This is a genomic window from Plantactinospora sp. CA-290183 (assembly GCF_050936375.1).
Taxonomy (GTDB): Bacteria; Actinomycetota; Actinomycetes; order Mycobacteriales; family Micromonosporaceae; genus Plantactinospora.
Genome location: NZ_JBNJMX010000003.1, coordinates 378,323 through 397,934, shown reverse-complemented (window position 1 = coordinate 397,934; position 19,612 = coordinate 378,323). Strand labels below are relative to the sequence as shown.

The window sequence follows — 19,612 nt, the reverse complement described above, 5'->3', positions numbered from 1 at the left end:
GCGTACTGCTCGGTCGTCGGCTGGATCGGGATTTGTGGTAGACATTTCATCCTGCCCGCTCTGCTGCGGCGCTCTCCGCAGTCTTTGTTGCTGGCTGAAAGCGCGTACCGCGCCATCTCCATAGGTTTCTGCCATAGATGAAGACAAACGCAACGGAGAGTGCGATCATCCCGGGTTGATCGGTTGCAGCTCCGTAGGCGACCCATACGCCTTGGTTCAGGATGCCATAGATCCATCCATATCGCGGGTTGATGCCACCGATCCACAGCCCACTTATCGATACCGCTGCCGCGATCCACGACCAGGCAGCCGGGCTCATGACCGAGCCTCGCCCAGGTCGACATTGAGCGTGTAGGCCACCCGGTCACCCGGAACGATGGCCGTAGATACTTCGACCGGCACTCCGTCCTTGCTCATTACGCGCCAGTGTTCGTAGACCGGGGTACCCCGACTGATTGCCAGTTGTTCGCGTTCATCGGTGGTCGGCATCCTGGTTTCCAGATTGATGGATACGCGGTCAGGAGTGGAGCCGGCTTTGCGAAGCTGTGCGATCGTGCCTATGCCGGGGCGTTCTGATCCAGGTGAAGTCAGCTCGGCTTGTCGCGCAAGCTCCGTCGTCATGAACGAGCGTGTCAACTGGTGCGGCTGTCCGGCGATCGTGTACCGAAACGTTCTTGCAAGGAGTGGCGTCCCGGCCTGGACTTGGAGCAGCTCCGCTACGCGGTCCGCTGCGTCAACAAGCTCGTAGGACGTAGCTACGTCGAGGCCATTTGTGCCGGTCATCGCCTCGAATAGCCCACCAGTCGCTACCTCGTCTCGGACGGCTCGGTCGTACTCCATGTGCAGCCCAGCAACCAAGTCTCGGCGCACCACCTGCCGTTCCCGAACGTAGATGCCCGAGCCCTGACGACTGACAAGCAGGCCGTCGCCGACCAGTGCCCGTATGGCTCGATCCATCGCCCCTCGTGACCGCACGCCGTACTCGGCCATGAGGTCGGTGAGCTTCGGCAGCTGCGCCCCGGGACGGAATTCGCCCGATTCGATCCTTCTACGTAGATCTTGTTCGACCTCCGTAGCTGCTGTGCTACTCACAGTGCCACACCTCCTCTTCAAGATCCTCAGATTGTCCCGGGACAGTGGTTGCACCTGTTGTTCCGCCATGCCATGATAGTCCCATCGAAGTTGGCCCGGGACAATAGGCCAACGGAACGATCTGGGGATCGGCCTAAGGGGCCTGAGCAGTACGAAGAGGAGCTGTAGATGCGGAACATCCCGGTGAACCTGTCTGGCTACAAGCTGCGGGTGGTGGAGGAGCCGTCGGTGAAGGCGGATCAGGAAGGGAAGGTGATCACGGCGTACGGCACGAGCGACCCGCTGTTCACGGTCGCGGTGTTCGCGAAGCCGATCGCGACCGAGGAGGGCTACCGGGGGAAGGGCGAGGAGCTGAAGGTCACGCTTGCGACGGACCCGGGCCAGGTCGAGGAGGGTGAGCTGGTGGAGCTGATCGGGCCGACGGTGTCGCACTGGGAGCGGGACGGGCGGTCGGGTCTGACCTGGAAGGCACAGGGACTCAAGACCGCTCGCTGATCGGACCTTCGGCCCCGCCCCTTTCTGGTGGGCGACCCGTTCGAGTCGGGTCGGGGCGCTCATGCCGGTGGCAATTCGGTCCTCGTGGGACTGCATCCTCGGCAGATTGTTTGTTGATAATTCCACAGTGGATACCCCCTTGCCTGAAAACACCATTTATTTGCTATCGGATTGCTATCAGGATTTGAAGGGAGGTTGTTGTGTCGAATTTTGACCTGATCGTTTCTGGCCTCCTGCTGGTTTCGGTTTCGATCAACGTTGGTCTGATTCGCCGTGAGACTCGACGTTGGCGGCGCGTGTGGCGCCTGAGCGGTCGGGAGTAGCCCGCCGGTCGGTGCGTTCTATCCGCCCCTTGGGTCTGGCTACCAGGGGCGGGTGGTGCTCACCGAAAAGGCGAGCAGACCGTGCGGAAAGGAGGGGCATGGATATGGTTCCGGAGATGGTGAAGTCGTGGACGGGTCGAAGTCGGTACGAGGCGTTGATGGGCAATGTTCAGGGCTTGGCGCTGATGCTCGATGCGGCGAAGAGCCTGATCAACGCGTGTGAGCCGCCGCCGGGGGCGCTGTACCAGTTCGCGGCTCGGATCGAGGACTTGGAGGACGCGCACAAGCAGGCTGTCGAGACGCTGCGAGCGTTCCACACGCGGGTGAAGACGTACGAGGCCGATTTGCTCGCGAAGCCGTGGAAGGTGGGCTGATGTCGTACCGGGTGAGCGACACCTACGACGGGATCGACAAGGCGATGCGCTTGATGCGCGGTTCGATGAAGGGAATGCCGGAACGGTACCGGTACATGCGGCACTACGACGAGCTTCGCCGGTCGGTCGCGGTGCTACTGGTGCTACTCGAAGAGGCTGCCCCGTGGCTGGAAGAGACGCGGGAAGCGAAGAAAGCCACGACTCGGGCGAAGGAAATGTTCAACGCCGTGCGCTGACCGGCGGTCTCGGAGGAGGCCCGGACTGGTGATCCGGTCCGGGCTCTCTTCTGCCCAAAAACAGGACATGACGAATTGCACACGAATTAGTGAGGGTAGGTGCGGGAGATGGGTAAGCGTACTCAGGGGTGGGAATGGCGGGCGGCGGGTTGGGCCGCTCGGCATCCGGGTTTCGTGGCTGCGCCGACTGCTCTGACCGCTGGTGTGGTCGAGTTCGGGCCGGTCACCACGGGTGGTGTGGTGGCGGGCGCGGTTGCGGCCGGTGTCGGTTGGTACCGGGGTCACCCGGACTCCTGGTCGCGGTTCGCCGCTCCTCAGCTTCGGGCGGTGCGTCGTCGGTGGCTGTCGCGGACCTACCTCGGGCCGTGGTGGAGGCGGGTGACGGAGGCGTGCGGCCTGGTCACGGTCCAGCGGATGACGGGTGTGATCAACGTTCCCCGGATCGTGCGTATCCGTAGCCACTCCCCATCGACCGAGACGGTCTACGTCCGGCTGTTGCTGGGCCAGACTCCGAAGCAGTGGGAGGAAGCGGCTGAGGCCCTGGCGGTGGCGCTGCGGGCGGAACGGGTCGGGGTCGAGCGGGTACGGCCTCAGGTTATCGCGTTGATCGTGCAACGCTCGGAGCCGTTCACGCAGGTGATCGTTCCACCGGACATCCCGGCCGACTCCGACGCTGTGAGCCTGGCCAACGTCTATCTGGGCGAGACGGAGCACGGGTCGGACTGGCACGCGCCGCTGATCGGTCAGCACTGGTTGATCGCGGGGGCCACCGGTTCGGGCAAGAACTCGGTTACCTGGATGGCGCTTCGGGCGTGCGCTCCGCTGATCCGCGACGGCCTGGTCCGCCTGCACGTGATCAACCCGAAGGGCACCGAGTTGAACGCGCTGCGTCCGGTGTCCTACCGGTACGCGGAAGCCGACAAGGACATCGTGGACGTGATGGGGTCCTTCTGGGAGACCATGCAGGCCCGGAAGCGAACCCTTGCCGAGCAGGGGCGGCGAACCTTCGAGATGTCGCGGGAAACCCCGCTCGACCTCCTGGTCATCGACGAGCTGGGCGCCGTGACCGGCTACGGGGACCGGTCGTTGACCCGTGGCGCTCAAGCGGTGCTGCCGCTGATCCTCTCGCAGGCCCGCGCGTTGGGCGGCAGCGTGATCGGTGCTCTTCAGGAGCCCACCAAGGACGTGATCCCGCAGCGGGACCTGTTCTCCCTGCGGGTGTGCCTGCGGGCTACCTCGGCCGGTCACGTGGACATGGTGCTTGGTGAGGACATGCGCCGGCGGGGCGCTCTCGCTGACGAGATCCCCAACGTGCCCGAGTCGGCCGGTATCGGCTTCGTGGTCAAGCAGCGGTCGCGTACCCCGATGCGGGTCCGGGCGGCGTACTGCGACGACACCGACATTGCGGAGCTGGTCCGGGTCGCCGGGTGGCCGGTCTCCGAGCTGTCCCGTACGGGGCAGGGATGACCGCCATGCCTGAGCAGTCTCGACCGACCAAGCCACCCCGGCCGGTCCGGAAGCTGTCTCGCCGGCTGGATGTGGCGCGGCAGCTTCACGACCTGGAGCAAGACACCGCGTTGGACATCGTGGAGATCGAGCGGCTGCGGGTGAGCGTCACTCGATCGCTGTGGCTGTTCCTGGCCCTCGGGTCGGTGTTCACCACGACCGGTGTTCACGACTTCCTTGCCGGGCACCTCACCCCCGCCGACCCCGTGTGGTGGGGCTGCTGGGGAGTGGAACCCTGCCTGGTTGGAATCCTCATCACGGTGCTCCGCTGGGAAGCAGCGATGATCGCCCGGGGGATCGACATCGACTCCCGTGCGGTCGACTGGCTCAAGCGGTTCCTGCTCGGCTGCACCCTGATCATGAACGTGGTACCGGCCCTGTTCCCCCGGGACGGCGGAATCAGCGCGGGCATGCTCGCCGCTCACATCATGGTCCCGGTTCTGGTGTTCTTCCTGGCCGAGGTCATGCCGATCGTGCAGGCGCGCTGCACCCAGGCGCGCCGAGCGATCACCCTCACCACAACTACGGCCCCCGCGCCTGAGGACACCATCCCGGCGCCACCTCCGGCGCCTCCGGTCGCGCCATTGTCCGCCCCGGCCGCCGTCGTAGAAGCCCCCACCACCCCGGTCCCGGCTCCGGCGCCGCCGGTTGTCGACACCGCCCCGGCGCTCTCGCTGGAAGGGCTCGGGATCCCGGTCGGGATGCAAGACCAGATCCGGCGACTCGTCGCGGACCTGCCCCGGCCCGTGACCGCTGTCGACATCCAACGGGCCACACGGCTACCGCTGCCGATCGCGACGCGGGTGGCAGACCGGCTAACCCCGGTCGGGGTCAACGGCTCCACGCACTGACCCCCCGCTCGTCTTTCAGCCGTCCAATGTGGCCGGTCGCTGACCGTGCCCGTGGGGCATCCCGCCCATATCCGGGGTGCCCTCGCGGAGACAGCCAGCACCGATGAACCCCTGCTCAGAGCATCGGAGGACCCGCGATGAAACGCCCCACCGGTCCCGCCGCTGCCGTCCGCGCACTCCGTCCCGGACACGTCATGTGCGCGGCCGGCTGCGGCTGGCCCCTCGACCCCGCCGCTCGCGTCGGCTGCAACGGCCACCCGGCCGCGTTCGATCGGCACCCCGGATGCGACGACACCACGAACCGCACCCCCCGATCCCGGAGGAACTGATGCCGCTGACCAATCGACAACGACCGACGTACGACGGTGAGGCGGCGCTTGAACAGTGGATGCGGACCCCTGCCTACCGCGAATGGCGGACCGGCGTCGAGAGCGTCAAGGGCTGCCTCCGGCCGGTACGCCTGATCGGCAAGTGGGAGGCTCGGCACGCCGCCACCGGACACGTCATCGCGTCCCGGTCCGGTCGGGTCTGGGCCTCCTGCGGCACCCGACGCGCGGCCGTTTGCCCCACCTGCGCCGACCGGTACGCCGCTGACGCCTGGCACCTCATCCACGCGGGCATGTCCGGCGGCAAGGGCGTCCCCGCCACCGTCGCCCGGTCAACGCGACTGTTTGTCACCCTGACCGCGCCGTCCTTCGGCCCGGTCCACAACCGGCCCGGGAAGCGGCCCTGCGGCTGCGGCAAGTGGCACCCGGACGGGCATCCGCTCCTGGGTAGCCCGATCGACCCCGACTCCTACGACTACCCCGGCGCCGTCCTGTGGCAAGCACACAGCGGCCAACTCTGGCACCGGTTCACCATCGCGCTCCGGCGGGCCGCTGCTGCCGCTGGTGGCCTCACCGTCCGGGCATCCGGTGCGCACCTGCGGATCTCCTACGCCAAGGTTGCCGAGTACCAGCGGCGGGGCCTCGTCCACTTCCACGCCGTGATCCGGGTCGACGGCCCATCCGGTCCGGACTCGGCTCCCCCGGTGTGGCTCACCCCCGACGTTCTGGCCGACGCGGTGCGTTCCGCGGCAACCTCCGTCCAGGTCGACACCGAACGACCCGACGGCACAGGGCTCGCCCTCGGCTGGGGCGCCCAGGTCGACGTCAAGGACATCACCGCTACCGACATCGACGTCACCGCCGACGAAGAGGGCGACGGGGACCAGGTGGTGAGTGACACCCGGCTCGCCGGCTACATCGCCAAGTACGCCACCAAGGGCACCGGGGCGACCGAAACCGGAGACCGGCGCATTCGCTCGCAACTGCACATCGACCAGCTCCGGGTATCGGACCACCACCGGGCGATGATCCAAGCCGCGTGGGACCTCGGCGGTCTCGACCAATACGCCGATCTCAAATTGCGCCACTGGGCGCACATGCTCGGCTTTCGGGGTCACTTCCTCACCAAGTCGCGGATCTACTCCACGACCTTCAAAAATCTGCGCGCGGAACGTCAAGCTCACCAATTACAAACCGCGCTCACCGAAGCTGGCCTACCCGCCGACGCTGACGTCCTGGTCGTCAACGACTGGCAAATCCTCGGCATCGGCTACGACACCCCCGAACAACTCGAACTCGCCACCGCGATCGGTGACCGAATCCGAGCCTCACGACAGACACGAAAGGAAGCCCAATGAGCGCCACCCCCACCGAACGCCTATGGAGCATCACCGACGTGTCGGCGTTCCTCGGCATCCCCGTCGGCACCCTCTACCAATGGCGCCACCGCCGCACCGGTCCCCGCGCTTCCCGGGTCGGCCGTCACCTCCGCTACGACCCCGCCGACGTACGGGCGTGGTTCGACCAGAAGGCAGCCTGACATGCCCATCGATGACCTGTGGTACCTGACCAAGCGTGGGCCGGACAAGAAGCGTTTGCCGTCAAAGCGCCACGGCCGGGGCAAACGCTGGCGGGTGCGCTACACGGACGCAGCCGGAGAGCCCCGAGAGAAGTTGTTCGAGCGCAAGGTCGATGCCGAAGAATTCGACCTGAGCGCCCGTGCCGGTATCGCGGAAGAGACCAAGGTTGACCAGGCAGAGCGACAGGCTACCTTCCGCGAGTACGGCGAGCGTTGGCGGCTCTCGCGTCAGATCGGGCAAGCTCTCGATTACCAGCGCCACACGGAGTCACGTCTACGCCATCATCTTTATCCGCACGTCGGCAAGAGGCAGATGCGCGCAATCACCGTAACGGATGTATTGGAATGGATTTCCCTTCTACTGCGAAACAATGTCGCGCAATCCTCAGTGAAGACATACTTTGATCTGTTCAACGCCATCATGAACGCGGCTGTAGCAGATAAGGTAATTGCCAATAACCCGTGCAAGGCGGTACGACTTTCGGCAATCCTGCGGGGCTTTTCTCGCGCGCCGAAGTGGGTACCCACCGATGACGACATGCTGGCCCTGGTCGACGTCGTCCCGGACCGCTACCAGGCGGCCATCTGGTGCGGCGCGGGTGAAGGTCTGCGACTGGGCGAAGTCCTCGGCCTGGAGGATGGCGTGCGGTGTGTCGACCAGCCGCGCCAGGAGCTGCACGTGGTCCAGCAGCTTCGCTTTCACCGCGAGGCTTACGGCGGCTTCTACATCGCCCCGCCCAAAGCCGGCTCCGTCGGTGACGTGGACCTGGACGACCACGTGGCGGCGGTGCTCGCGGAGCACGTACGGAAGTACCGGCCCGCGCTGGTCGAGCTGCCCGACATCACTGCCGGCACTCCGGACCCCGGCAAACAGCCGAAGCGGCGGGCGGTCCCACTCCTGTTCACCGACGAACAGGGCAGGCCGATTCATGATCAGCGCTGGTCCGACCTGTGGCGAGGTTGGCGCAAGTCGGCGGGCTGGCCGGAGGAAGGCACCTTCCACTCCCTACGCCACTACTTCGCGACGCGTCTGATCACCTCGGGCGCCGATCCCACCGACGTCCAGAACGCCTTACGCCACTCAAGCCTGCGGATCACGTTGGAGACCTACGTGCACTGGTGGCCGAAGAAGAACCGTCGTCGCAACATCGTCAGCACGGCGCTTCGGGAGGCTGCGGGAAACCGCCCCGGCCCGGCTCTCCCGGGCTGAGTTGTGCCGGATCTGTGCCAAATGATCAACGACCAGCGTTTCCGCTGGTCGTTGGTGTTATTGGTGGAGCTGAGGGGATTTGAACCCCTGACCCCCTCGATGCGAACGAGGTGCGCTACCGGTCTGCGCCACAGCCCCCTGGTCGAGCTTCCGACCACCAAGCACCCGCCGCCGTCCGAGACACCGGCGAGCCGGCGCCAAGGCTAACAGGTCGGTCCGGCTGGCCGCGAGCCCGCCCCCGGCGTGCCGGCCGTCGAACATCGGGGCCGGGCGGCCAACGCGAGATCCCGCAGGGGCGGGCCCGAGACCGACCCCGGGCGTCGATACGGATGCGTACCGACGCCGGGACCCGGTCACTGACCGGCGGTCGGGCCCCGGCCCGCCTCGTACGGCCGTCCCCGCAGGCCGCCGGCCCGCCGGTAGGAGACCGAGCCGGCCGCCCGGCCGCCCCCGCTGGCCGCCGGCGGCAGGTCCGCGATCCGGTCCAGGCCGAGCGCGGCCCGGCGTACCAACTCGCGCTGGGCCGCCAGCCGACGCTGCGTCTCCCGACGGGCCTGCGCCCGGCGGGCCTGCTCGCGGCGCACCTCGGCCTGGCGGGCGGCCAGCCAGGCCGCCTCCCGGGCCTGTGCCCGACGCCGCCGGCGGTCCCCGATGGCCCGGCTCCGCAGGTGTACGACGTACACGACCAGCATCATGCAGGTGACGGAGAAGCCGATCCAGAACCCGGGGCTGACCACGATCACGCCGACCAGTTCGACCAGGTTGAGCAGGAGCAGCGCGGCGAAGACCCGACGGCGGCGGTAGACCGCGGGGGTGTGCCGTCGCGGCGGCGGACGGCGCCGGGACCGGCCCGCGTCCCGGGGCACCGAGCGCAGCCGCCGGCTCCGCCGGGTCCGGGCCGGCGGGGCGGAGCCGGCCGGCTCCCCGGTCGACGCATCGACACTCAGCGTGACGACGAGGGAACGGGGCGGGTTGACCGGCTTCCGGCCCGGGACAGTACGGTGCCGCCGGCGGCGCTGGAGCACCCGCGCCGTCGACTGCGCCCGCTCCGCGGCCAGCCGCTCCGAGGCGTCGTACCGGCGAACGAGCGCCGGCGCGAGGGCGAGCAGACCGGCAGCGGCGAGGACGGCGAGGAGCACCGAGGCCGGCACCCTCATCCCTCCCGTCACCCACGTCGGGCAACCGCCGGCCGCCCCGATCCCGCGATGGAATGTCCAATCACGCAGATCGTGCGGGGCTGGCGCGACGTTGCCGCACGTCCCAGTTACTTCAGGTTACGGGCGGGGACCAGGAAAATCGTGCGCCGCGCCGACCGGGCGGGGCCGGAGGGGATCGCCCCGAGGGCCCGGCGAAGCGTCAGGACGCGGCGGTGCGCAGCCGGTGCCAGCGGGCCAGCAGGCCACCCTCGGCGGTGAGGTCCTCGCTGGTCATCGCGTATCCGATGTGGTCACGCCAGGCGCCGTCGATGTGCATGTACCGCGGGTGGTACGCCTCCTCGCGGAAGCCCAGCTTCTCCACCACCCGCCGGGACGGCCCGTTCTCCGGACGGATGTTGACCTCGACCCGGTGCAGTCCACCGGGGCCGAACGCGTGGTCCACGACGAGCGCCAACGCGGTCGGGACGATGCCGCGCCCGGCCACCCGGGCGTCCACCCAGTACCCCACGTACGCCGAACAGAACGCCCGCCGCACGATGTTGCCCAGGTTCAGGTGCCCGACCAGCCGCTCCCGCCCGCTCTCGCTCAGACAGACGGCGAACGGCATCCCCTCGCCCCGGCGGGCCTGCCGGCGCTGGTCCTTGTAGACGTAGCGGAACGCGACCGGCGAGTTGAGCTCGTCCCACCGGCCCGGCGGGGAGGACTCCCAGGGGGCCAGCCAGGCCTGGTTGGCGCGGCGCACCTCGGACCAGGCGGCGGCATCGGAGCGCCGGTACGGTCGCAGCAGCACCGGCCCGTCGCCGAGCACCACCGGCCAGCCCGGCGTGCTGCCGAAGTTCATCGACGCCGATCCAGCAGCAGCACGTCCACCGTGGAGCCGGCCGCCGCGCTGGTCACCCGCTCGCCGAGCACCACCAGGCCGTTCGCCTCGGCCAGCCCGGAGAGGGTGTACGGGCCGCCGCGCAGGGGCTGCACCGTGTAGCCCCCGCCGCGCCGCTCCGCCACGTGCGCCGGCCGGAACTCGCGCAGCCCGGCCGGCGAGGAGACCGTCTCCAGCAGATGGGCCCGTACGCTCGGCCGGAACACCGGCTCGGCGCCGGCCAGCAACTGGATGGCCGGGCGGGCCAGCACCTCGAAACCGATCAACGCGGCACCGGGCTCACCGGGTAGACACACCACCGGCACCTCCTCGGCACCGACCGTACCGAACCCGAGGGCGCTGCCGGGATAGAGGGCGACCTCCATGAAGGTCACCGGGCTGGCCCGGCCACCGTCCCGGCGGGACAGTACCCGGCGGACCATGTCACCGGGACCGATGCCGGTGCCGCCGGTGGTGATGATCAGGTCGGCGCGCAGGGTCTGGTCCTCCAGCAGCCCGCGCAGCCCTTCCGGATCGTCGTCGCAGATCCCCACCCGGTACGCCAGCGCACCCACCTCGGCAGCCGCCGCGGTGAGCGCGTGTGAGTTGATGTCCACCACCTGGCCCGGCTGGCTGCCCCGGCCCACGTCGACCAGTTCGTCACCGGTCGCCACGATCACCACCCGGGGGCTGGGCCGCACCACGACGTGGCCGATCCCGGTCGCGGCGAAGACCGCCACCAGGGCCGGCGAGATGTACGACCCGGCGCGGGCCAGCAGCGTGCCGGCGGGCAGTTCCTCCCCGGCCCGGCGCAGCCCGTACCCCCGCTTGGGGGTCCGGAAGATCTCCACCGCCGCCATGCCCTGGTCGGTCCACTCCACCGGCACCACCACGTCCGCGGCCAGCGGCAGCGGCGCCCCGGCGGCCACCGAGAAGCAGGCCCCGGGCGTCAGGCGGACCGGCCGCCAACTGGCCGCGCCGAGGTCGCCGACCACGTTGAGGCGTACCGGGCGGGGGTCGCCGAGGCGGGCCGGGCCGGGCGAGCTTCCCCCACCGGCCCGGCCCGCGCCGGAGATGTCCTCCCAGCGTGCCGCGTACCCGTCGACGGCGGCCTGGTCGAAGGCCGGAAACGCGTGCGGCGCGACGACGTCCTCGGCGAGCACGTTGCCGTACGCCTGGGTCAGGTCGAGGTCGAGCGGCGGCAGCGCGCGTAACCTGCGCAGCACGCTGCCCAGGTAGTCCGCGAGCGGCGTCAACTCGTTGGCGGCCGCCTCGGCGTCGGCCGTCGCTGTCACACCGTCACCTTGCCATGGATGGTCATGTCCGGCGGCCGGCGTCGGAGGCGACGAACTCGCCCAGCCACTGCCGGAACTCCGCACCAAGATCCTCACGTTCGCTGGCGATCTGCACCACCGTCTGGAGGTAGCCCAGCGGCATGCCGGTGTCGTACCGGGTGCCCCGGTAGACGATGGCGTGCACCGGGGTCCCCTCCTTCAGCATCAGCCCCATCGCGTCGGTGAGCTGGATCTCGCCGCCGCTGCCCCGCTCGGTCCGCCGGATCGCGTCGAAGATCCCGGCCGGCAGCACGTACCGGCCCAGCACCGCGAGGTTGCTCGGCGCGTCCTCCGGCTTCGGCTTCTCGACCAGCCCGGTCACCCGGACCACCTCGCCGAGGTCGCCCAGCTCCGGCTCGGCCGGCTCCACCGACGCGATCCCGTACCGCTTGGTCTCCTGGGGCGGCACCTCGAAGAAGGCGAGCACGATGCCGCCGGTACGGGCCTGGAGGTCGAGCATCGCCGGCAGCAGCGGCTCGGCGAGGTTCACGAACTCGTCCCCGAGCAGTACGGCGAAGGGCTGGCCGCCGACGTGCGACTCGGCGTACCCGACGGCGTGTCCCAGGCCGAGCTGTTCGGGCTGGCGGCAGGTGTAGATCTCGGCCAGTTCGCTGGGGCGGCGGACGGCGGCCAGCAACTCCTGGTCGCCCTTCTCCTCCAGCCGCGCCTCCAGGTCGGGCCGGCGGTCGAAGTGGTCGACCATCGAGGTCTTGCCCCGACCGGTGATCAACAGGACGTCGCCGATACCGGCGTGGGCGGCCTCCTCGACGATGTACTGCAACACCGGGCGGTCGACCACCGGCAGCAGTTCCTTCGGCACCGCCTTGGTGGCGGGCAGGAAACGGGTGGCCAGGCCGGCGGCGGGGATGACCGCCTTCACCGCCCGCCGTGCCGTCGTCGACGTAGGGGTTTTCGCTTGGCTCGCTGCTTGCTCCGGCATGTCGCGAGACTATCGGCCGCGACCCTGACGCGGCGGTTGTGGCCCGGATAACGCGCCGTTCTCGGCGGCCACGCCCCGGGAGAGGCCGACCTCGGCGGGCGTCCCGGGCCGGCCGCGCTCGGCCGCCGTGGCCGACCGCCCGTGCTCGGCCGCCAGCCCCGCCCACCCGTTCCGGGCACCCGCCCAGGGCAGGCCGTCGTCCAGTGGTGGGCCGCCGGCCCGTACCGCGATCTCCTCGACCGCCGGGCGCGCGGCACCGCCGGTCGCGGTCCGGTACGTGTCCCGCCCCGCCGCCTTGGCCGCGTACAGCGCCTCGTCGGCGGCGGCCAGCACCTGTGCACCGGTGGTCGCGTGGTCGGGATAGACGGCGACCCCGATCGACACGGTCACCGAGACGAGCGCCCGGACCGGGGCGAGCGCGCCGGGCCGGGGCCGGATCGCGATCGGGGTCTCCCGGACGGCGGCGCCGAGCCGCTCGGCGACGATGGCCGCGCCCCGGGCGTCGGTCTCCGGCAACAGGACCACGAACTCCTCGCCGCCCTGCCGGAACGCCAGGTCGACCTCCCGCATCCCGCCCCGGATCCGCTGGGCGAACTCGGCGAGCACCGCGTCCCCGGCCGCGTGCCCGTAGGTGTCGTTGACCTCCTTGAACCGGTCGAGGTCGAGGGCGAGCACGCTGAGCACCCGGCCGAACCGGCCGGCCCGTTCGACCTCGCGGCGGATCGACTCGTTGAGGTACCGGTAGTTCCACAGCCCGGTCAACGGGTCCGTCAGGGAGAGCCGCTGGACCTCCTCGTGCACCCGGACGTTGCGCACCGCGATCGCGGCGTGCCCGGCGAACGTGCGCAGGGTGACCAGGTCGGCGTCGTCGAACTCGTCGGAGCCGAGCCGGTCGTAGAGGGCCAGTACCCCGACCGCCGGCGGCTGGTCGGCGGCGTCCGGCGGCGCGGTCGGGGTTGCGGCAGCGCCGGGCGGGGCGCCGGGGGCGGTGAACGGCACCGCGACGTACGTCCGGCAGCGCGGTTCGTGCGGATGCAGCGCCGGCCGGTCCCGGTCCAGCCGTCCCCGCCGCGCCGCCCCGGTCGCCGCGACGGCGCCGAGCAGCCCGGCGCCGAACGGGACGCGCAGCAGCGACGGTCCGCCGGCGTCGCCCGGGGCCACCTCGGCGTCCGGCCCGTCCGGCGCCGCCCCGGCCCGCACCGTCGCGTCCGGCACAGGTTCATCCGGCAACATCCCGTCCGGCGGCGGGGCCGGGCCGTCGAGCCCCTCGGCGCACTGGCTGACCAGCATCCCGGTCCCCGGGTCGAGCAGCAGCACCACGCCGGCTCGGGCCCCGGTGGTGGCCAGGGCGGTCCGCAGGATCACCTGGAAGATCCGCTGGAGGTCGTGGGTGCTGGCCAGGGTGTCGCCGAGCACGGTGAGCTGGTCGCGGAGCTGGTGCCGGCTGATCACCAGCGCCCGCAGGTACGACTGCGTCTCCCGGGTCACCCGGTTGAAGCTGTCGGCGAGCCGGCCGACCTCGTCCGGGGCGAGGACCGGCACCCGGGCCGCCAGGTCGCCGTGGGCCACCCGGTCGGCCGCCCGGACCAGCTCGGCGAGCGGCCGGGTCGTCGAGCGGGCCAGCCGCCAGGCGGCCAGCGTGGCCAGCAGGGCCGCGAGCAGGACCGCCGCGCCGAGCAGCCCGTACCGGACCGGCGGTGGGTCGCGGGGCACCGAGAGCACCAGCGGCAGCGGCTGGCCGGGGGCGGGACCCACCCGCCGGACGTACCGACCGCTGTCGGTGCGGGCGACACCGTCTCCGGTGATCCGTCCGGCGGCGGCGAGCACCCCGGCCCGGGTGCCGGTCGACTCGGTGCTCTGCGCCGCCGCTGCCCCGCCGGCGTACCCGCCCAGCAGGGTCACCGCCGTACCGCTGGCCGCCGCGAGGCGTCGGACGAACGGGGCGTCCAGCGCCTGGGCGGCCCACACCTCGCCGGTCACCGCACCGAGCCGGTCCCGCAACTCCACCCGTACGGCGAGGGCCACCGGCGCGGCGTCGGCGGAGACCGGCCCCGCGCAGGGCACCCAGGGCCGGGGCGGCGCGCCCGGGGTGACGTAGCCGGGTACCCCGCCGGGGTCGGTGATCAGCACGGCCCCGGCCAGTCCCCGCGTGACGACCTCGGCGGCCGTGCCGATCCGGCCGGCCGGGTCGGTGACGACCGCCACGGCGCCGGCGGCGGCGTGCAGTTGCTGGCAGAGCGCGCCGATCGAGGTGCGCACGGCGGTGGCGGCCAGCCTCAGCCGCTCCTCGGACTGGTGGCGGCCGACCGCGGTCACCGTGAGGCCGACGAAGAACGCGCCGAGCAGCACCGGTCCGAGCACGACGGCGAGGAAAGCTGTGGTCAACCGCCCGCGCAGCGTCACTCATCCCCCCGGAAGCTTCGCACCCGATGCTGCGATGCTGACCCAACCGAAGTGGTTAACCGGCGTCACGGCAGGAGTGTTACGTGCCGGATTTTTCGGATGAAGCGGTCAGGTTGGCCAAGGTCGATCTCCGGATCACCCTGCTGGCCCGGCGCCGGGCGCTGCCGGGTCCGCTCCGGCGGGCCGCCGCCGAGCGCGTCCGGGCCGCGCTGGTCGATCTCGTCCAGCGGGTACGCCCCGAGCTGGTCACCGGGTACGTCCCGGTTGGCAGCGAGCCCGGTGGCCCGGAGCTGCCGGACGTACTGGCGGCGGCGCTCGCCCCGGCCGGCCCGCCGTTGCTGCCGGTGCTCCGCCCGGACCTGGACCTGGACTGGGCCCCCTACGGCGGGCCGGGATCGCTGGTCGCGGCCGGCCGGGGGATGCGGGAGCCCTCCGCCGGGCGGCTCGGGCCGGGTGCGATCGCGGCCGCGGGGCTGATCGTGGTGCCGGCCGTGGCCGTCGACCGGCGTGGCGTACGGCTCGGGCGCGGCGGCGGCTCGTACGACCGGGCGCTGGCCCGGGTCGGCGAGGGCGTCCTGACCGTGGCGCTGCTGCACGACGGTGAGCTGGTCGACTCGGTGCCGAGCCGGCCGCATGACCGCCCCGTGCGCGCGGTGATCACGCCGAGCGACGGCCTGCGGATGCTGGCTCCCCCGCCGGGGTCACCCGGCACACGTTGACTGGACGAAAACGGGTTCGATGGCGCACCATTGGCACTCGGAACCGTCGAGTGCCAAAAGGCTTGCAAGATCCGGAGGAGATCGTGCCCACCTACCAGTACGCCTGCACCGAGTGCGGCCACCAGCTCGAGGCGGTGCAGTCCTTCACCGACGAGCCGCTGTCCGAGTGCCCGGCGTGCGAGGGTCGGCTGCGCAAGGTCTTCAACTCGGTCGGCATCGTCTTCAAGGGCTCCGGTTTCTACCGCACCGACTCCCGGGCCAACGGCTCCGAGGGGGGCGACGGCAAGCCCGCGCCGGCCAAGTCCGAGCCGGCCAAGAGCGACTCCGGCTCGACCAGCGGCGGCGACTCCGGCTCCGGCTCGACCTCCGGTGCTTCCGGCGGCAGCGGCACGTCCGGCTCGACCGGCGGGACGTCCGCGAACGGCTCGGCCAGCAAGCCGAAGGCGGCCTCCTCCTCCACCAGCACCGGCGGCAGCTGACCCGGCTGATCTGGCGGCTCTTGCCGACCCGAGGGGCGGCCGGAACCGGCTGACCTGGGCGGGTGGCCGGCGGAGTTTTCCACAGCCACCCGAGTTATCCACAGGTGGCCGCCGTCCGGCCCTTCCGGGCGCGCTCCCCGCCTAACCTCCTGCACACCGGACGACGCCCGCGTGGGGCGGCGTCGCCGGTCGAGGGAGGCAGGCCATGGCGCTCGACCGTACACTCAGCCGGCGCGACGACCCGTTGCGCCCGAGTCGCTGGCCGTCGCGCCCCGCCGGCGGTCCACTGCTCCGATGGGCCCTGGTCGCCGCCCTGCTGCTGCTCGCGGGCGGCATCCTCTACCTCAGCCAGCCACAGGTGTCGTGCTCCGACGGACGAGCCGGGGCGGTCCGGCCGGCCAGTTCGACGGCGCCGACCGCCACCGGTGTGGCCGGGCCCGCCACGCCGGCACGCCCGTCCAGTGCCGGTCCCGGCACATCGTCCGGGCCGCACGGCGGCGCGTCGTCCGGGCCGGACGGCGGCCGGGGAGGCGCCCTGCCGTTGCCGGCCGGGGCGGTCGGGGTGCCGATCCGGCTCGCCGAGCCGGCCGCGCTGGCCGTGGTGCGGCCGGGAATCCGGGTGGACCTGCTGGCCGTGCCCGCCGATGACCGCTCCGCCCGGTCCACCGCACCGACCCTGGTGGCGGGCCGGGCGCTGGTGCTCGACGTCCTCGACCAGGCCGCCGACGACGCGGTGGCCGGCGCGCTCTACCTGGCGCTGGCACCGGAGCAGGCACGGCGGGCGGTCGGGATGCCAGCACCGACCCGCTTCGCGATCATCGTCCGGCCCTGAACCGCGCCGGCCGACAGATCACCAGCCGTTCGCCGTCAGCCCCGGCCGTCAGCGCTCGCCGTCACCGCTGACCGTCACCGCTCGCCGTCGGCGAACCGTCCGCAGGCGGAGGCACGTGGTCATTCCCAGTGCGGCGGGCGTTCGGCGAGTAAGCGCTCGTCGTTGGAGCGCGAATGCTCGCCCCAGCCCCGGTCGGTGTCGTCCACCGACTGGTCGGGCAGCACCCGTTCCCGCACCGGGCGTGGTCGGGAGGGGTCAGTGGGCCGGGCCGGGTCGACCGCCCGTCCGGCGTCACCCTCCCGGGCCGTGCCGGAGGTCTGCTGCTCTTCGGTCCCGCCCACGCCGGAAGCGTACCCGGCTGGCCCCCGGCCGCCGGGGCGGACATCGGTGGGGTTGGTAGCGTCGGACAGCGTGACGACGCGCAGCGATGACTCCGCCGACGACGCCTTCTGGCGCCGGCCCACCGGACCATCCGCAGGCTCTCCGGCCGACTCCCCCACCCCGGACCCCTCGGCCCCGGGCTCCCCGGCTCCGGCATCGCCGCTGGGCGGCGCACCAGCATCGCCGGCGTCCCGTTATCCGGGCCCGCCGCCGAGCAGCACGCCGCCACCCGGCTGGCGTCCCCCGGTGCACGTACAGCCGCCACCGCCACGCCGGCTGCCAGCGCAGGACCTGGCCGCCCTGGACGCCGCCGAGGACAGCGCCCGCACGCTGACGTACGGGATCGGCATGGTCGGCGCGGCCGCTCTCGTCCTGGTGATCTGCCTGCTCTGTTCCCGGGTGCTCGTCTAGAGCACGCCCTGCCACACCACCTGGGCGCCGGAGTCTCCGGTCAGGTAGACGTACCAGAGGCTGACCGCGGCGAGCACCACGATCACGGCGCTGAGCACGGGAGTGAGCCATCCCGGCAGGGTCCGGCCCCGCCGGGCGGTCAGCACCACCAGCAGCAGGGTCACCAGGCCCAGCCCGAGGCTCCACCAGAACGCCAGATCGCCGTACGCCTGGTGCTCGTCGATCTTCGCGATGATCTCCGGCGGGTAGCTCTTGGCGATCAACACCTCCCGCAGTTCGTCGCCGGAGAGCTTGGCGAAGAGTGCCGCCATCGGCGCCGCCACGGCGAGGGCGGCCGCCGCCCAGTCCAGCCGGGCGCGGAACCGGGGCAGGAGTGCGTACCCCGAACCGACCAGCGCGAGCAGGGGGATGAACACGACCGCCGCGTGTACCAGCAGGGCATGTGCGGGGAGGCCCATGAATTCCCTGAACACTGCCGCCTCCTTGTGTAGGGGTACCGACCCGGTGCGCTATCCCGGTACACGGAGGTAGAGCCGGAACGGTTCACTCCGGTTCCGTTTCACCACAACCGCCGCTCCGGCCCCCCGAGGCGGCGTCATCGACCGCCCCGCCCTGTGGCCGCCACCACGATGGCGCCGCCGTCGCCTTGTTGGACCCCGATCGACGTGCTGTGATTGTGGTATGACGGGCGAGGAGCTACTCCGGTCGAGGGGCCTTCGGGTGACCCGGCCGCGGCTCGCCGTCCTGGAGGTGCTGGCCGCCGGTGGTCACCTGGAGGTCGAGGAGATCACCCAGCGCGTCCGGCAGCGCCTCGACTCGGTCTCCACCCAGGCGGTCTACGACGTGCTCGGCGCGCTGTCGCGGGCCGGCCTGTCCCGGCGGATCGAGCCGGCGGGCTCACCCGCCCGCTACGAGGCGCGGGTCGGCGACAACCATCACCACGTCGTCTGCCGGGGCTGCGGCGAGATCTCCGACATCGACTGCGCCGTCGGCGCGGCGCCCTGCCTCGACCCCGTCAACGCGTACGGCTTCGAGGTGGACGAGGCGGAGGTGACCTACTGGGGTCTCTGCCCGAACTGTCAGCGGCGGCGCGGCGCCGACGGCTGACCCGCCGGCGTACCCCCGTTCACTCCGGCTCGGACGGTCCCGCCTCCTGCGGCAGCAGGGCCCGCTCCACGGCCGACCACGGCTCCCGGCTCGGCGCCTGCGCCCCCGCCGGACAGCTCCGGCGGTAGTCGCACCAGCCGCACCGCACGCCGGGGGTGACCGGAAAGGCCTCGTCGGGGTGGACACCGTCGGCCACCGCCCGCTCCGCCGCCACGATGTCCCGGGCGGTCTCCTCGGCCCGGGTCACCTGCCGGGAGATCGACTCGGCGGTGTGGTCATGGGCGGCGACCGTGCCGGTGGGCAGATGGTGCAGCTCCACCCGGCGGCAGGGGCGCCGGAACACCCGCTCGGCGGCGTAGGCGTAGAGGGCGAGCGCCTGGGACCCCCGGGCGTCGTCGGCGTCCAGGCCGGTGCGCCCGGTCTTGTAGTCCACGATCACCAACTCGGGGCCGTCCGGACCGGGCCGGGAGTCGATCCGGTCGGCCCGCCCGTTGAACGCCAGCACCGCCGTCTTGACCGCCACCACCCGTTCCACCCCCAGCGGGTCGTGCCCGGGATCCAGCGTCTCCACGTAGGACTCCAGCCACTCCAGGGCGCGGCGGAACGCCACCCGCTCCTGCGCCTCGTCGCGGTAGCCCTCGCGGACCCAGGTGCCCTTGAGCAGCCCGCTCAGCGCCTCGGGACGACGGTTCTCCACCGGCAGGGCGTACCAGTTGCGCAGTGCGGTGTGCACGCTCGCGCCGAGGGAGTTGTGCGCCCAGGGTGGCCCCTTCGGCGGCGCGGGCCGGTCGACGTAGGCGTAGCGGTAGCGGCGGGGACAGTCGGTGTAGGTGCCGAGTTTGCTCGGCGTGCAGACGAAGAGGCGCTCGGGCATCCCCTCGAAGCCCAGTTGCTCGGGCGCGGCGCCGCGCGGTCGAGGGGGGCGGTTGCCGGCGTCCGATGGCCTTCGCACGGACCGATCCTGCCACGCCGGTCCGACACCCCCGTGCACCCGACAC

Annotated in this window: 22 protein-coding genes and 1 tRNA gene; 13 read left to right on the top strand and 10 right to left on the bottom strand. The window is 71.4% G+C overall.

What is annotated here, in order from left to right; genetic code table 11:
* Positions 1-315: 315 nt before the first annotated feature.
* Positions 316-1,092: a GntR family transcriptional regulator gene (locus tag ACQEUR_RS09990; RefSeq protein WP_433028655.1), complete on the bottom strand. Its 777-nt coding sequence runs from the start codon at positions 1,090-1,092 to the stop codon at positions 316-318.
* Positions 1,093-1,260: 168 nt separating this feature from the next.
* Here ACQEUR_RS09990 and ACQEUR_RS09985 point away from each other — a divergent pair, with 168 nt between their 5' ends.
* The 8 genes from ACQEUR_RS09985 to ACQEUR_RS09950 all read left to right on the top strand — a co-directional run bounded on the left by ACQEUR_RS09985 (position 1,261) and on the right by ACQEUR_RS09950 (position 7,992).
* Entirely contained in the window at positions 1,261-1,587 is a 327-nt protein-coding gene (locus tag ACQEUR_RS09985) for a hypothetical protein (protein WP_433028653.1), read from the top strand.
* A gap of 421 nt (positions 1,588-2,008) precedes the next feature.
* Positions 2,009-2,284, top strand: coding sequence for a hypothetical protein (locus ACQEUR_RS09980; protein WP_433028651.1), 276 nt, complete (start codon positions 2,009-2,011; stop codon positions 2,282-2,284).
* Positions 2,284-2,520 carry a hypothetical protein gene (locus ACQEUR_RS09975; RefSeq protein ID WP_433028648.1) on the top strand — a complete coding sequence of 79 codons (237 nt, stop codon included), beginning with the start codon at positions 2,284-2,286 and terminating at the stop codon, positions 2,518-2,520. Before ACQEUR_RS09980 ends, ACQEUR_RS09975 begins: the two co-directional genes overlap by 1 nt.
* Before the next feature lie 378 nt (positions 2,521-2,898).
* Complete coding sequence (locus ACQEUR_RS09970) at positions 2,899-3,987, top strand: FtsK/SpoIIIE domain-containing protein (RefSeq protein WP_433028646.1); 1,089 nt, start codon at positions 2,899-2,901, stop codon at positions 3,985-3,987.
* Positions 3,984-4,877, top strand: coding sequence for a hypothetical protein (locus tag ACQEUR_RS09965; RefSeq protein ID WP_433028644.1), 894 nt, complete (start codon positions 3,984-3,986; stop codon positions 4,875-4,877). The genes ACQEUR_RS09970 and ACQEUR_RS09965 overlap by 4 nt, the downstream gene beginning before the upstream one ends.
* A gap of 388 nt (positions 4,878-5,265) precedes the next feature.
* A complete protein-coding gene (locus ACQEUR_RS09960; protein WP_433029005.1) occupies positions 5,266-6,561 on the top strand; it encodes a replication initiator in 1,296 nt (431 codons plus the stop codon).
* Positions 6,558-6,743: a helix-turn-helix transcriptional regulator gene (locus tag ACQEUR_RS09955; protein ID WP_433028642.1), complete on the top strand. Its 186-nt coding sequence runs from the start codon at positions 6,558-6,560 to the stop codon at positions 6,741-6,743. The genes ACQEUR_RS09960 and ACQEUR_RS09955 overlap by 4 nt, the downstream gene beginning before the upstream one ends.
* A gap of 1 nt (position 6,744) precedes the next feature.
* Positions 6,745-7,992, top strand: coding sequence for a tyrosine-type recombinase/integrase (locus tag ACQEUR_RS09950; protein ID WP_433028640.1), 1,248 nt, complete (start codon positions 6,745-6,747; stop codon positions 7,990-7,992).
* Between the two features lie 61 nt (positions 7,993-8,053).
* Here the strand turns inward: ACQEUR_RS09950 and ACQEUR_RS09945 are convergent.
* The 6 genes from ACQEUR_RS09945 to ACQEUR_RS09920 all read right to left on the bottom strand — a co-directional run bounded on the left by ACQEUR_RS09945 (position 8,054) and on the right by ACQEUR_RS09920 (position 14,685).
* Positions 8,054-8,130, bottom strand: a tRNA-Ala gene (locus tag ACQEUR_RS09945).
* Positions 8,131-8,345: 215 nt separating this feature from the next.
* Positions 8,346-9,149 (bottom strand): divisome protein SepX/GlpR, encoded by an 804-nt coding sequence (sepX, locus tag ACQEUR_RS09940; RefSeq protein ID WP_433028638.1) that lies wholly within the window; start codon positions 9,147-9,149, stop codon positions 8,346-8,348.
* A 199-nt stretch (positions 9,150-9,348) separates the two neighbouring features.
* Positions 9,349-9,990 carry a GNAT family N-acetyltransferase gene (locus ACQEUR_RS09935; protein WP_433028636.1) on the bottom strand — a complete coding sequence of 214 codons (642 nt, stop codon included), beginning with the start codon at positions 9,988-9,990 and terminating at the stop codon, positions 9,349-9,351.
* Positions 9,987-11,303 carry a molybdopterin molybdotransferase MoeA gene (locus tag ACQEUR_RS09930; RefSeq protein ID WP_433028632.1) on the bottom strand — a complete coding sequence of 439 codons (1,317 nt, stop codon included), beginning with the start codon at positions 11,301-11,303 and terminating at the stop codon, positions 9,987-9,989. Before ACQEUR_RS09930 ends, ACQEUR_RS09935 begins: the two co-directional genes overlap by 4 nt.
* A 22-nt stretch (positions 11,304-11,325) precedes the next feature.
* Positions 11,326-12,282 (bottom strand): UTP--glucose-1-phosphate uridylyltransferase, encoded by a 957-nt coding sequence (locus ACQEUR_RS09925; RefSeq protein WP_433028630.1) that lies wholly within the window; start codon positions 12,280-12,282, stop codon positions 11,326-11,328.
* Positions 12,283-12,291: 9 nt separating this feature from the next.
* The gene (locus ACQEUR_RS09920; RefSeq protein WP_433028628.1) at positions 12,292-14,685 is read right to left on the bottom strand and encodes a diguanylate cyclase; all 2,394 of its coding nucleotides are present in this window, start codon (positions 14,683-14,685) and stop codon (positions 12,292-12,294) included.
* Between the two features lie 83 nt (positions 14,686-14,768).
* On the opposite strand from ACQEUR_RS09920, the gene ACQEUR_RS09915 reads away from it, so the two are divergent.
* From ACQEUR_RS09915 to ACQEUR_RS09905, 3 genes are all read left to right on the top strand, one after another.
* The gene (locus ACQEUR_RS09915; protein WP_433028626.1) at positions 14,769-15,404 is read left to right on the top strand and encodes a 5-formyltetrahydrofolate cyclo-ligase; all 636 of its coding nucleotides are present in this window, start codon (positions 14,769-14,771) and stop codon (positions 15,402-15,404) included.
* An 83-nt stretch (positions 15,405-15,487) separates the two neighbouring features.
* A complete protein-coding gene (locus ACQEUR_RS09910) occupies positions 15,488-15,883 on the top strand; it encodes an FmdB family zinc ribbon protein (RefSeq protein ID WP_433028624.1) in 396 nt (131 codons plus the stop codon).
* Between the two features lie 205 nt (positions 15,884-16,088).
* Positions 16,089-16,715: a flagellar biosynthesis protein FlgA gene (locus ACQEUR_RS09905; protein WP_433028622.1), complete on the top strand. Its 627-nt coding sequence runs from the start codon at positions 16,089-16,091 to the stop codon at positions 16,713-16,715.
* 119 nt (positions 16,716-16,834) lie between these two features.
* Here the strand turns inward: ACQEUR_RS09905 and ACQEUR_RS09900 are convergent, their stop codons facing one another.
* Positions 16,835-17,056 carry a hypothetical protein gene (locus tag ACQEUR_RS09900; RefSeq protein WP_433028620.1) on the bottom strand — a complete coding sequence of 74 codons (222 nt, stop codon included), beginning with the start codon at positions 17,054-17,056 and terminating at the stop codon, positions 16,835-16,837.
* Positions 17,057-17,126: 70 nt separating this feature from the next.
* Here ACQEUR_RS09900 and ACQEUR_RS09895 point away from each other — a divergent pair, with 70 nt between their 5' ends.
* Positions 17,127-17,507 (top strand): hypothetical protein, encoded by a 381-nt coding sequence (locus ACQEUR_RS09895; RefSeq protein ID WP_433028618.1) that lies wholly within the window; start codon positions 17,127-17,129, stop codon positions 17,505-17,507.
* Here the strand turns inward: ACQEUR_RS09895 and ACQEUR_RS09890 are convergent.
* A complete protein-coding gene (locus tag ACQEUR_RS09890) occupies positions 17,504-17,980 on the bottom strand; it encodes a DUF2231 domain-containing protein (protein ID WP_433028616.1) in 477 nt (158 codons plus the stop codon). The two genes, ACQEUR_RS09895 and ACQEUR_RS09890, sit on opposite strands and share 4 nt — an antisense overlap.
* Positions 17,981-18,188: 208 nt before the next feature.
* On the opposite strand from ACQEUR_RS09890, the gene ACQEUR_RS09885 reads away from it, so the two are divergent.
* Positions 18,189-18,614, top strand: coding sequence for a Fur family transcriptional regulator (locus ACQEUR_RS09885; RefSeq protein WP_433028614.1), 426 nt, complete (start codon positions 18,189-18,191; stop codon positions 18,612-18,614).
* Between the two features lie 19 nt (positions 18,615-18,633).
* Here the strand turns inward: ACQEUR_RS09885 and ACQEUR_RS09880 are convergent, their stop codons facing one another.
* A complete protein-coding gene (locus ACQEUR_RS09880; protein ID WP_433029003.1) occupies positions 18,634-19,488 on the bottom strand; it encodes a RecB family exonuclease in 855 nt (284 codons plus the stop codon).
* Positions 19,489-19,612: the final 124 nt, after the last annotated feature.